This window comes from Vibrio sp. HS-50-1 (assembly GCF_024747315.1).
Lineage (GTDB): Bacteria > Pseudomonadota > Gammaproteobacteria > Enterobacterales > Vibrionaceae > Vibrio > Vibrio diabolicus.
Window position 1 is genome coordinate 468,607 of the sequence record NZ_JAMPZF010000024.1, and the last position, 12,133, is coordinate 480,739.

Annotated in this window: 9 protein-coding genes; 5 read left to right on the forward strand and 4 right to left on the reverse strand. The window is 46.7% G+C overall.

Annotated features, from left to right (window positions below):
• Window positions 1-238: 238 nt before the first annotated feature.
• Both NDJ01_RS11800 and NDJ01_RS11805 read left to right on the forward strand, forming a co-directional pair.
• Window positions 239-1,441 (forward strand): Bcr/CflA family multidrug efflux MFS transporter, encoded by a 1,203-nt coding sequence (locus tag NDJ01_RS11800; RefSeq protein ID WP_005393240.1) that lies wholly within the window; start codon window positions 239-241, stop codon window positions 1,439-1,441.
• On the forward strand, window positions 1,441-2,100 hold the full coding sequence (locus NDJ01_RS11805) for a DUF2913 family protein (protein ID WP_185090757.1): 660 nt from the start codon (window positions 1,441-1,443) through the stop codon (window positions 2,098-2,100). The genes NDJ01_RS11800 and NDJ01_RS11805 overlap by 1 nt, the downstream gene beginning before the upstream one ends.
• Before the next feature lie 86 nt (window positions 2,101-2,186).
• On the opposite strand, the gene NDJ01_RS11810 is transcribed toward NDJ01_RS11805, so the two are convergent.
• The 3 genes from NDJ01_RS11810 to NDJ01_RS11820 are packed head-to-tail and all read right to left on the reverse strand — an operon-like array spanning window position 2,187 to window position 7,477.
• A complete protein-coding gene (locus tag NDJ01_RS11810; RefSeq protein WP_258586736.1) occupies window positions 2,187-4,169 on the reverse strand; it encodes an MtrB/PioB family decaheme-associated outer membrane protein in 1,983 nt (660 codons plus the stop codon).
• Between the two features lie 9 nt (window positions 4,170-4,178).
• The gene (locus tag NDJ01_RS11815; protein ID WP_145474218.1) at window positions 4,179-5,159 is read right to left on the reverse strand and encodes a DmsE family decaheme c-type cytochrome; all 981 of its coding nucleotides are present in this window, start codon (window positions 5,157-5,159) and stop codon (window positions 4,179-4,181) included.
• A 53-nt stretch (window positions 5,160-5,212) separates the two neighbouring features.
• The gene (locus NDJ01_RS11820) at window positions 5,213-7,477 is read right to left on the reverse strand and encodes an OmcA/MtrC family decaheme c-type cytochrome (protein WP_145474216.1); all 2,265 of its coding nucleotides are present in this window, start codon (window positions 7,475-7,477) and stop codon (window positions 5,213-5,215) included.
• 452 nt (window positions 7,478-7,929) lie between these two features.
• Between NDJ01_RS11820 and NDJ01_RS11825 the strand changes: the two genes are divergently transcribed.
• Window positions 7,930-8,553, forward strand: a complete 624-nt coding sequence (locus tag NDJ01_RS11825; RefSeq protein WP_145474214.1) for a c-type cytochrome — start codon at window positions 7,930-7,932, stop codon at window positions 8,551-8,553.
• 22 nt (window positions 8,554-8,575) lie between these two features.
• A complete protein-coding gene (locus NDJ01_RS11830) occupies window positions 8,576-9,160 on the forward strand; it encodes a NapC/NirT family cytochrome c (protein ID WP_145474212.1) in 585 nt (194 codons plus the stop codon).
• Here NDJ01_RS11830 and NDJ01_RS11835 read toward each other — a convergent pair.
• A complete protein-coding gene (locus NDJ01_RS11835) occupies window positions 9,117-10,595 on the reverse strand; it encodes an SDR family oxidoreductase (protein ID WP_258586737.1) in 1,479 nt (492 codons plus the stop codon). The genes NDJ01_RS11830 and NDJ01_RS11835 overlap by 44 nt on opposite strands.
• 95 nt (window positions 10,596-10,690) lie before the next feature.
• Between NDJ01_RS11835 and NDJ01_RS11840 the strand changes: the two genes are divergently transcribed.
• A complete protein-coding gene (locus NDJ01_RS11840; protein ID WP_005393232.1) occupies window positions 10,691-12,067 on the forward strand; it encodes an MATE family efflux transporter in 1,377 nt (458 codons plus the stop codon).
• Window positions 12,068-12,133 lie beyond the last annotated feature (66 nt).

Below are 12,133 nucleotides of genomic sequence, written 5' to 3' on the forward strand. Positions count from 1 at the left end.
AAATGGTGGAATCAATTCCATTGCATTGTGTCTATTTCTCATAAACACACTTCGCTTTCACACGCTTTTCTATGTCGAGTTCGTCAAGGTCACACCTTGGTACATATTTGCCCTTATGATTCTCGAACGTTGATAGAACAGGCCTTTGGCTTCTAGATATCAGCGATATGAGAACCGTCCGTTACGTTCACTTTGCTCTGAAAGTATTGACGAAAGGGCTCCAACAAGAGGTAAAAGAATGACAGAAAAAGCTCAAAGCGCTCCGCAATCCCAAATCAGTTTTCTATTGTTTCTTGTATTAGGAGCGATTGGTGCTTTGACGCCTTTGGCGATCGACATGTATTTGCCTGCTATGCCAACCATCGCGAAAGATTTGGGTGTTGCGCCTGGCGCGGTTCAGATTACGTTGACGGCTTATACGGCAGGTTTTGCGATTGGCCAGTTAATTCATGGGCCGCTTGCCGATAGTTTTGGCCGCAGACCTGTACTGATTTTGGGTGTGCTTTTCTTTGGATTAGCGGCGGTAGTGAGTGCGACCACAAACGGCATTGATGCATTGACTTATGTGCGAACAGCGCAAGGTTTTGCTGGCGCGGCAGCGGCGGTCATTATCCAAGCCGTCGTGCGTGACATGTTTGACCGTGAAGACTTTGCCCGTGCAATGTCTTTCGTTACCTTAGTGATCACCATGGCACCCTTGGTTGCGCCTATGATAGGTGGTCACCTAGCGATCTGGTTTGGTTGGCGTTCGATCTTTTGGGTGTTAGCCATTTTCGCTGTGGTGGTAATTCTACTGGTACTTTGGAAAATCCCAGAGACGTTGAAACCAGAAAATCGTCAGCCGCTTCGTTTTCGCACTACGATGAGAAACTACGCCAGATTATGCTCCAACCCTGAAGCGATAGGTTTGATGCTTTCTGGAGCGTTTTCATTTTCCGGAATGTTTGCATTCCTGACTGCGGGTTCGTTTGTTTACATTGATTTATATGGTGTTCGACCAGACCACTTTGGTTATTTATTCGGTTTGAACATTGTTGCGATGATCATCATGACCAGTATTAATGGTCGCTTGGTGAAGAAAGTTGGCTCTCATGCCATGCTTCGTTTTGGGTTGTTCGTGCAACTTTTGGCGGGGATTGGTTTATTCGTAAGTTGGTTAATGGACTTCGGATTATGGGGCATCGTACCTTTTGTTGTGCTGTTTATCGGTACATTGTCGACGATAGGTAGTAACGCGATGGCGCTGCTTTTAAGTGGCTACCCATCAATGGCGGGTACAGCATCGTCTCTGGCGGGGACGTTAAGATTCGGTATCGGCTCATTGGTTGGCGCGCTGGTGGCATCACTACCAGGTAATGTGGCGTGGCCGATGATCATTGTGATGTTTGCTTGTTCTGTGCTTTCAGCACTGTTTTATTGGACTTTAGGAAGAAAGGCGTAATGTCGAATTACACCAAAGAAATTCAAAACTTAGTTAACTCAGCACTTGAAGAGTTAGATCAAGAGCATCGCTCAGGTAAGTTAGCCAATGCCCCTGTTGCGAATAACCATTATTTAGTGCGCTGGGTTACCAAAGCACTTAAATCTCAGCGTTTCGGTCGAGCCGTAGGCGATGACTTAACACGTTGGCAAAAATCGGGTCGTTCAAAGGGTAATGACGCTGGTTTGTTGTTTATCTTCAAGCGTATTTCCGCTTTTTACGCTCAGTTTTTTCCTGAAGGTGAAGATTCAAAAGTGATCAAAGACTCTGACGTCGAAGCATTTTTAGATGTGATGGAGCAAGCAGGTTGGGAAGTTTCTACCTCTGAACAATTGGTTGGTTGTGGCAAAATCCAAATCTTCACGGAGGGTCAAAACTCTTTGGCGCTATGTGCAGATCAATGCGAAAGCTGCTTCGACGGCGAGCTGCTCGTCAAACCAATGAGCTGGTTTGTACGTGGCAACCATGCTGAGTTTGTTGAGAAAGCAGCGCAAGCGGGTTTTATGGTGCATAAAGTGACGGACTACAAATCGATGGTGAAATACCACGGCGAGTACCTTATCTTTCCTGCAAACGAAGGTAACCAATTGGCTGAGATTCCGTTGAGCTTCCAAGCTTAATCAACTTCTCACAGCAGTAGAATTGAAATATGAAAGCATCAGGTGTTTGAAACGTCTGATGCTTTTTTTGTCACGTCACTCTGTATTTAAAAGCGATATTTCCAATAGACGCCGCCATATAAACCTTCATAGCTTTGTAAAACGTCGCCCATCGTTTCGGTTTCGTTATTAAACAAGTAATCCTCTTCTGAGTAGTCTTCATAACGGAGGTTGAGCTGCACGTTTTGATTTTCAGATACTTCATAGTCAGCGATGACTTCAAATCGGTACGAGTTCGCCTTGTTATCAGGATATTGGTAGCCACCAGATGTGGTTGAAGATTTTCCATCAGCTTGGCTGTAGCTGTAATCAAACGAGATAGAAAGTTTGTCGTCTAGTAGTTGCTCTTTACTCACACCAAAGCCAATGGTTGTGATGTCATCTTTGAGTTTGGTGGTGTAGCGATTCCAACCGACAACGTCAGAGTTTGCTTGTTGTTGCTCGGAGCGGATGACCTGTTGATTGTAAAAAACATGCCCGTTTAGTCCGTCGAGTAAATTGAAGTTGACGCTGATATCGTAGCCGTAATCTTCTCCTTCGCTTAAACCTATATCGGGTTTAACATAGTCGTCGTTGCCGTACCAAAGCTCTGCAAGCAATTGGACATCGTCGGTCATGTCATAACTGCCGTGGCCACGGAGCTCAATCCTCTCTTTGTCGGCTAAATAGTATTGGCGCAAATTAGGCGAGTCGCTGCTGTCGTCCTGCCAATCAGAGCCATCGCGAAAAGAGTAGGAGACTTTACCGCCTAATTGCCACGGTCTATTTGGTCGGTACTGGGCCCCAACAAAAACGCGTTGTTCATCGGTACGTTTTCGGTCGGCATAGCTTCGCTCATCTTGTCTAAAATGGTAACCCGTATTCACTTTTACATCAGAAGTAACACGATGCTTGAGTGTTGCTTCCAGTTTGGTTTTGGTGTGGTCGTATTTTTCTCTCGTCGATCCGATGATGGTGTTTCTATCGGAGTTATCGTCTTTATCTGAATAGTCCGCAGAAATGGCGAAAGCAGTGTCTCGCGAAAGTTTGTTGTGGTAATCCGCGCTCATTTGCCAAGTGTTAGTTTCGCCATGGAATGTATTGGAGTTAACGGGGGACTGTGGAAACTGATTTAACCCGCCTTCAGAAGACGTCTGTGACCAAAGTAAGCGGCCACTGAACGTTTGTTGATTCAACCGATAATTCCCCGTGACAGCAAATTGGTGAAAGTCGTTGTCAGGCTCATACGCAAGGTGGTTGGCGTAAGGGTTAGTAACACCGCCGTAATAGAGTGCGGACTTTTCATTGCGGAAAAATGAGCCGCGATACGCAATATCCACCAGCCACAAATCTTCAATGTAGCTCACTCCTACTTGAGTATTTAAGGTTTCATGATCGACGGCTTTGGGTATGAATCCCGGCGCGTTGGCGTAACCCGGAATGGTCGATGAATAGAGCGAAGTTGTGCCTTCTTTACGTTCGTGCTTCATGGATGCATATGGCTTCCATGGCGTATGTGGTGTGTACTTGAGTTCTAACTTAAACGTCTCTCGCGTCACTGAGTTTTCATATTTCGATAGGTCACCACTAACGAGTGCATCTTCTCTTGGATGATACGCACTGAGTGAGGACTGATTCCAGAAATACGGCGTTTCACTGTAACTGCCGAGGATACGTAATCCGTCGTACTGGCCCATTTCCCACTGCAGTAAGAAGCGTTGCAAACCAAGATCTTCGACGACGATTCGATTGTAGAACCCATCGTCTTCATATTGTTCGATATCGGCGTTTAGGCTCGCGTTAAAGTGTTTATTGTCAGAGTTTGTACCGTAAACGGGTGGATTCCAATTATAGAATCGCGAGGAACCATCGTTGTTAAGGTAACCGACGCCAGCGCTGACTTCTCCACTCCACGTGCCATCGCTGCTGCATTCACTGCACTGCCAGCGGCTAGTGTCGGCTGGTTGAGAACGTTGTAACGAATAATCGTTGGCGTGCGCTTGCACAGCAAAAGCAAGGGAAATAGCGATGCACAGTTGAGATAGTTTCATGCCTCCCTCCTAATAACTTAATGTTTGACCACGTGGGTGGTTAGAGCCATGCACTTGATTGTGGCAGTTCAAACAACTTCCGCCGCGCACTCTCAAGTCGTTTTCAGGAATGACTACGTTTGCATGTGGCACACGGTGGCATTCCTGACATAGCATTGGCAGCCGTTTATTGAGCAGGGCTTTGTTCACTGAACCATGAGGTGTGTGGCAGGATGTACAATCTTCAGTTACAGGCTCATGCTCCCATAAGAATGGGCCGCGTTTTTCTGCATGACACTCGTAACAAGCGTTATTGACGGTTGACCAGTTCAGGCTCGCTTCATTTAATGCCTGATGTGGATTGTGGCAGCTAGAACAAGTCATGACGCCGTCAATGATAGGATGACGACTGCGTTTGTGGATATCCGATTTGGTGCGGGAGTGGCAATCGGTGCATTTGTCTGCTTGCATTTCGGCAACCATCATCGGATCGTTTTTTTGATGCAGTTGGTGACAGCTTGCACAAGACAGACCTTCAAAAGCGTGCTCACTGCTATGCCAAGTCGAGCGTTTCGCATCTTGGTGGCAAGATAAACACACGCTGTTTTGCTTTTCGGCCGGAACAGGGGAGTTTGGCCCAAAGGTGATCATCGGCTCACGAACTTGTCCTTTTCGCGGATTGCGCGCGTGATTGTTTGCTGGGCCATGGCATGCTTCACATTGTTTATCATTCATTGGACCATGCAAGTTCGCTGACTTGCCGTGGATGTTGTCGAAAATACCGGTTGCAGGTTTGTCTGAGGTATCGTCATGGCAACGAAGGCAGCCATCTGGCCCGCGGCGTGAATATTTCCCCTCGGAAAACTTGGTGTCTAATATGGTTTCAATTTCTTCTTGAGTTAACGTCGCCGCTTTGGGTTCTGGCTCGGCGATATCTTCCGAACTGACGGTGAAGATGACGCCTAACCCAAGTATCCCAGTTACCAACCACCGCAGAAACATTGCTTTCATAGCTCTTCCTTTTCTTATCCTTAATTGTCAAAGCATTGTGTTCAATGACGAATTCAACGGTAGTCGTATACCTTGTGAACCTTATCTACCCCTTGTGACTGACCAATGGCATGGCAAGTTGCACATTGTTCGGAGCCCGTTGCTTGTGCTGCTGTGTCTGCTCCAAATACCGCGCCGTGATTTAGCATATGGTTCAGAGGCGCATCTCCTGCCACGGTATCCGGGTCAGCATTAGCTAAAGATGACTCTAGGTGACACGCGCCACAGGCGACTAACGCAGGACTAAAGTACTTACCACTCGCCATAGAAGGTCGCGTATTTTGTTGGCTAGGTAAGTTGTATTGAGCATTGGTATGGCAGGCCTCACAGTTGTTGACTGCGCCAGGGAAAGGCGCTTCACCGCTATGAGCGGAGCCAAAGGCGTGGAATGAGTGCACGTGGTACTTTAGATCAGCCGCCATCCCAGGATAAAACGCAGAACGTTCTGAGTTATGGCAATTTTTACATTGTTGGAAGTCGGTGGCGGCATGTGGATGCTCACCAAGCTTATGGATAGTCAGCTCTTTGTGACAATCGTTACACGATGAAATGTCCGCGCCCACTGGCAGTTTGTGTTGCTTGTTGATACCAGACACATCAAACGAGCCGGATGCGTTATTGGCGGCAATGACGAAAGGCGATTTGATAAGATCGATGCCTTCAAACGTGACGCATTCGGCGAGCTCGCCATCTCTACGGTTGGCGCAAAGTGGCATGTCGGCGATGTTAACCGTCAACGTAGAGTTGGAGATTGGCTTAATCGCAGCGTCAGTGAAGTCTTTATGACACAAGAATAGGCCTTCTCCTTGAGCCTCACAGCCGTCACCAAGTGCGCCATCATCGGCGACGTTGAGACTGTTGTTTGCGACCATCGGGCCTTGGCCGTTATCCCAGTTCAGCAACAAATTGAGGTGCCCATGTTCATTAATGAAAGGGGTCAGTTCGTTGATGGATCCAATACCTGAGCCCGCTTTCGACACTCTTAGTTCAACTTCAAACTGGTCATCAATAAATCGCGCGTTTTCAACGTTGATTTCGAGCGAATTACGTGCCTTTGCAAGATTCTCTAAACGCATTACGTGAACCGTTTTAGCACTTCGGCTTGCGTCTTGGCCGATGATTGGATCACCATTGTCATCTCGGTCATAAGGTCGGTGACAGCCCGAGCAGGAGTTTTGTGGCTCGCCGTTTCTTACCCAAGCCGTACCGACTTGGTTATCATGCGCGCCTCTGTCTCGGTACAAGTGACAGGTCTCACAGGCAACTTGGCTTGGGTGTTCAAACCAATTGTTGGCGTCTGATGCTTTCGCAACATCGGTTGAATGGCAGGTTGTACAGTTGCGGGCATCTTGCGGGAAAGGGTTGCCTTCAATGACTAAACCATTGATGTCGGTAACGAGCGCGTCATTCCCGTCGACAGGTTGTTTGTAGGTGTCGGTGTTATTTCTGTCGCTACCTAATTTGAAAACATTACCGTGGTATTGATGAACAACGGCTGCGAGAGGGCGTCTGGCTGGCGCAGCGCCAGGGTTACTGTCATTGTGGCAAGCGGTACAAACGGCAATGTTGTTATCAATTGAGCGATAACCCGGTCCATGATGAAGCGGTTCGCCCATATGGCAGTTTTCGCAGGTGCCTTTTTCTATTACATTGCGAGAGACAACCGCATCTGAACTTTCTTGCGGCACCCATTCAAACACGTAGGTAAAACCGTTGCCTTGCTCGCCATACGCCATGACGATTCGGTGGAGTTTATCCGCATCCCAAGCGATAAAACCATTGTTGCTAGAAGAGTCGGCAGTATAAGGATCGGACACTTTCAAAACGTCAGGAATGGCAAACGTGTAGCGATATCCCTCGTCTGTTTTTACTAGTGTTCCATCCCAAACACTCTCCATGCTGGCACGGTTATTTGCGGTATTACTTGAGTGATGGAAACTCTTCCAATAAGTGTTGCCATGGCGCCCATTGAAGGCAAAGGCTGGATCGTTCGAGTTTTGTGTATCGACACGAGAGGGCATTGCTTTGAGAAGTGCGATGCGAAAATCTCTCGTTTCGTCTAGCTCATGAGGTCTGCCACTGCCGTCTTTGACGGTAAAATTGACCACCAGTTTGGTTTCTCCGGATTCTTGAGTGACCAATGATGGCTCGGAAACACTGATCTTGAAATCACCAAGTGCAGGTGGTGGTGTATTCTGATCGTTGTTGCTGTCTGGACCACATCCGGTGAGCAGTAAAATAAAAAATATTAATGTAGCGATCGACTTTAAACCGTTCATAGTCCCTCTCGATTCGTCCTAAAGTAAGTGGGAATGCATGGGAATGGTTGAATATTTCAATAAACGATTGATTGAAATATTAATTTCATATTCAAGGCAAAAGAAAAAATATCCATATTTACATCGCTTGAATAAATCGAAACACATGGCTTGTAAGAGTATAGACGCAATATGAAATATTATTAAAATAAACCACTATTTTTGTATGTGAATTTTGGGGTTGAATTTATTGTCATTTTAAATCAATTATTTGGGTTGGATTTTCTGCGATTGAAGAGGTCAGCGCAGAAAAAGTAAGGGTATTGAACTACGATACTTTAAATAGTTGACGGCTTAATATTTTTATCTTGGATATCGTTGGTTTTAAGTCGCATTTATAAATTGATTTTCTTATCGTTTATTCGTTGTCTGGTTTTGATTAATAAAGATAATTACTACGGAGTCAGTCTAATATGCACCAACTAATTAAATTCTCTCTAAAATTTTCCTCGGTGTTAGTCATTAGCTCAGTTTTGGCCTCCCACAGTTTAGCGTCACCAAGTGAGCTAATTTCACAATACGAATGTGAAGCTTGTCATGGGCCAAACGGTGTTAGCTCAGACACGAATATTCCTACCATCGCAGGGATTCCCGAGTTCAACTTTTTTGACCAGATGTTGCGTTACCTTGAAGGCAGACCCTCAGCTTCGGTTAATCACGTATACGGAGACACGAGCAAAAAAGGCGACATGGTGTCGATAGTTAAATCTTTATCTGAGGCGCAGATTGAAGAGTTAGCAAAACATTATGCTGGGCTCGAGTTTGTGCCAGCTAAGCAGTCTTTTGATCAAGCGTTAGCGATGAAAGGTAAGGCTATCCACGCGAAAAGTTGCGAGAACTGTCATTCGGATGGTGGCAGTAACGCTCTGGATGAAGCTTCGATTTTAGCTGGTCAGCAGAAGGGCTATCTCGCCACTACGTTGCAACAGTTTAAGCAAGGCAAACGCTCCGTTGATAAAAAAATGGATGAGGCGTTCAAAGGGCTTAGTGCCGATGATTTAAACGCGCTCGTAGAATACTATGCGAGTTATCGCTAGCGCTGCTTTGGGATGAACACCAATGAGTTTATGGCGTAAACCAAACAGAAAATGGATGCTCGGCATACCAATTGGTGGCTTATTGGCGTTTATCCTTGGTGGGGCGGCCCTCAGTGTTTTTCACTTTGGTATGGATTACACCAATCGCAACGAGTTTTGTTACAGTTGCCATATTGGGATGGATACGATAGTTGAGGAGTACCAAGCATCTCCACACTTCAAAAATGCTCAGGGTGTGGTTGCCGCTACGTGCAGTGATTGCCATGTCCCTAGGGAGTTTTTTGCTAAAATCGCATTGAAAATCGGCGCTACAGCCGACATCTATCACAAACTGACTGGAGAAATTACGTTAGAGAACTTCGAGGCGGAGCATCGTCCGAGGTTGGCTGCTGAAGTCACACAGCAGTTTATCGAGAATAAATCAAAGCAGTGTCGATATTGCCATTCCGTTGACAAGATGGATTTCGAAGCGCAAGGACGAACCGTTGCGCGTCGGCATCAAATGATGGAAAGCCGAGAGCAATCGTGCATAGATTGTCATGCGGGGGTTGCTCATCACCTGCCTATTTCTCTAGATTCTTCAGAGACTGTCCCACCTGAGGAGTAATACTGATACTTTCGGCTTCTTTCGCGATGGCTTTGACCATGCCTTTGAATATGAATAGATGGGCTGGCATCATGGCAAACCAGTAAAGCAGCCCGAGAAATCCCTGCGGGTGCCACCAAGCGGTGATATCCAGTTCTCGTTCATCACCATGGTCTTTGATGGTAATTTCTAAACGTCCAAGCCCCGGGCCTTTCATACCAAAAAAAAGTGAGAGGAACTGATTTTCTTCGCAGCGAATCACTTTCCAAGAGTCTATATAATCGCCGACTTTGAGCTCCGGCCCCGGAGGAGAAACGCGAATCGGTTTCCCGCCACCAAAAAAGATGTCGAGCCATTCACGTGTGCGCCACAAAATGTTGGCAAAGTAATAGTCTTTTTCACGACTCCCGATTTTTTGAGCCACTTTCCATAATGCCGCAGCGGAGGCTTGAGTTTTTATGCTCGCACCGGCTTGTTTAGGGTAGTAGCCATACCCCGGTTGCCATCGACGAAGTGCCGCTGGCTCAAAGCCCCAAACATTGCTGCGCACAAACGTGCCTTCATCTTGAATGGTATCGGATACCGCTTGCTCGTAGCTGATCAGCGTTTGCGGAAATCGTGCTTCAATCGCTTTGGAATCGGCAATGTAGTCATGCTCTAACCCCGCGAGTAATGCTTTGCCGATGTTTGCTGGTACAGAGGTGACCAAGCCGAGCCAGTACGATGCCATTTTGGGGGTAAGCAACGGTGTCGACCACAGCCGATAAGGCTTGTTGGTGATTCGGCAAATGACTTTAAACTGCTCGCGGTAGCTGAGCGTATCTGGCCCACCAACTTCATAAATTTGGCTTTCTTCTGGGGGTGATGCTTCGGCCAACTGCAATAAATAGTGATTGAGGTTGGGTAGGGCAATAGGGTTGGCTTTTGAGTCGACCCATTTAGGCGCGATCAAAATAGGTAAGTTGTAGACAAAATCTCGCATGATCTCGAAAGCCGCGGAGCCGGGGCCAATGATGACGCCTGCACGCAATTCAGTTACTGGAACGCCAGACTGTCGGATAATTTTGCCCGTTGCTTTGCGTGCGGCTAAATGGCGCGAGTTTCCGGTTTGCGGTTGGATGGCACTTAAATAAATGACATGTTTGACACGGCTTTGCTCCAACGCGTATTTAAAGTTCAAAGCAAGGTTTAGCTCGTACTCAACAAAGTCATCGCCTTGTGCCATTCCGTGTACTAGGAAAAATACCAAGTCAAAATCGTTCACCACAGCGAGCGTGGCTTCTGCGTCGGCTAGGTCCAGATACCGCAACGTTAAATTAGGATGGGGCCGAGTCCTTGACTCCAAATAATCGATATGTCGCGCTGCGGCCGTGACGGCGTAACCTTTATCTAAGAGTAACGGAAGAAGTTGAGAACCAATGTAACCCGAGGCGCCTAGCACCAACACCTTTTTCATTATCTGTCCTTTTAATCGTTGGTGGAATAAACACCACAGAGTATAATCATGAGACACTTTCCCCATTCTATCAATAAGTTGTCGTTGGAGCGCTTGTGACTTTTCTCTCTCAACTCTCAATACATGCAGATAAAGCATTCTTACGTCGCTTATTTGCGATCGCGCTACCAATTACACTGCAAAGCATGATGTTTTCTAGTCGAAGCCTCGTTGATGTGCTTATGCTCGGCCAACTTGGTGAAGCTGAAATAGCCGCTGTTGGGGTAGCGGCGCGCGCGACGTTTGTTACTACTATCATGTTAGTTGGAGTGACGACGGGTGGTGCATTACTGACCGCACAATATTGGGGGGCAGGCGATAAAGTCGGCGTACGTCGCAGTACCGCTTTAACATGGATGATAGCCATGGTGTTTGCCGCCATTGCTGTTGCTTTGTTTGTTATTTTCCCACAGCCAGTCATGAAACTGACTACAGACTCACAAGAAGTGATTGAGTTAGGGGCCAGCTATCTAATTATTTCATCCGTTAGCATGTTTGCTGTTGCGTGTGTCGCTAGTATGTCGGTGGGGTTGAGAGCGATGCACCAACCGGGGCTGAGCACATTTTTTAGTGGTATAGGCATTCTGTCTAATGTTTTCCTCAACTGGGTGTTAATTTTTGGTCACTTAGGTTTTCCTGCTTTAGGGATTACAGGGGCAGCCATTGCAACGGTTATCAGTGGCGCGATCGAAGTCGGTTGTCTATTTGGCTATTTATGGCTGAAGAAACACATAATTGCATTTGGTTGGGATGATATACGCGCAGGTTTGGTTTTAGACAAAATAACGCGTTTCTTGAGCCTTTCCTTACCGACCACATTTAACTTTTTGGCATGGGCTGGTGGATTGTTCGCTTACCATGCCATCATGGGGCAAGCGGGTGTGCAAGGTTTGGCAGCGTTGTCGGTGATGACGCCCGTTGAGTCAATCGCTCTCGCTATGATGATTGGCCTATCGAATGCAGCTGCGGTTTTAGTGGGTAACCAACTCGGCGCGAAAAACTTTGAACCTGTGTATTACCAAGCTTGGGCTACGGTCATTTTGAATGTGTTTATCGCATTTGTGGTCGCTGTTGTATTGATAGTGTCCAATCAATGGATCCTTAATGCGTTTAGTGCACTGACAGCGGATACTCGCCAGTTAGCTGAACAGTTTATGGTGATTCTTGCTTTAGGTGTCGTACTACGCTCGGTGCCGATGATGGTCATTGTTGGGGTATTACGTGCAGGTGGTGACGTTAAGTTTTGTTTGTATCAAGACATTCTTGCGCAGTGGGTGATCGGGATTCCACTCGCGGCATTTGCAGCGATTCAGCTCGGTTGGGACCCACAATGGGTTTACTTACTCTTTTTGACCGAGGAAGTTGTGAAGTGGACGATTTGTCTGCCAAGAATGGTGAGCCGAAAATGGATGAAAAACCTTATCGGTCAATAGAGGTAAACAGAGCTTTCTGCAGCTGCAAAAATCTGCTCAATACGTCAACAAAATTAGGAACAGAAA

Bases quoted from the DNA above. Each gene is read 5' to 3' on its own strand.
- NDJ01_RS11825 (WP_145474214.1), top strand. From the start codon at position 7,930: ATGCACCAACTAATTAAATTCTCTCTAAAATTTTCCTCGGTGTTAGTC.
- NDJ01_RS11810 (WP_258586736.1), bottom strand. From the start codon at position 4,169: ATGAAACTATCTCAACTGTGCATCGCTATTTCCCTTGCTTTTGCTGTG.
- NDJ01_RS11820 (WP_145474216.1), bottom strand. From the start codon at position 7,477: ATGAACGGTTTAAAGTCGATCGCTACATTAATATTTTTTATTTTACTG.
- NDJ01_RS11835 (WP_258586737.1), bottom strand. From the start codon at position 10,595: ATGAAAAAGGTGTTGGTGCTAGGCGCCTCGGGTTACATTGGTTCTCAA.
- NDJ01_RS11815 (WP_145474218.1), bottom strand. From the start codon at position 5,159: ATGAAAGCAATGTTTCTGCGGTGGTTGGTAACTGGGATACTTGGGTTA.
- NDJ01_RS11830 (WP_145474212.1), top strand. From the start codon at position 8,576: ATGAGTTTATGGCGTAAACCAAACAGAAAATGGATGCTCGGCATACCA.
- NDJ01_RS11805 (WP_185090757.1), top strand. From the start codon at position 1,441: ATGTCGAATTACACCAAAGAAATTCAAAACTTAGTTAACTCAGCACTT.
- NDJ01_RS11800 (WP_005393240.1), top strand. From the start codon at position 239: ATGACAGAAAAAGCTCAAAGCGCTCCGCAATCCCAAATCAGTTTTCTA.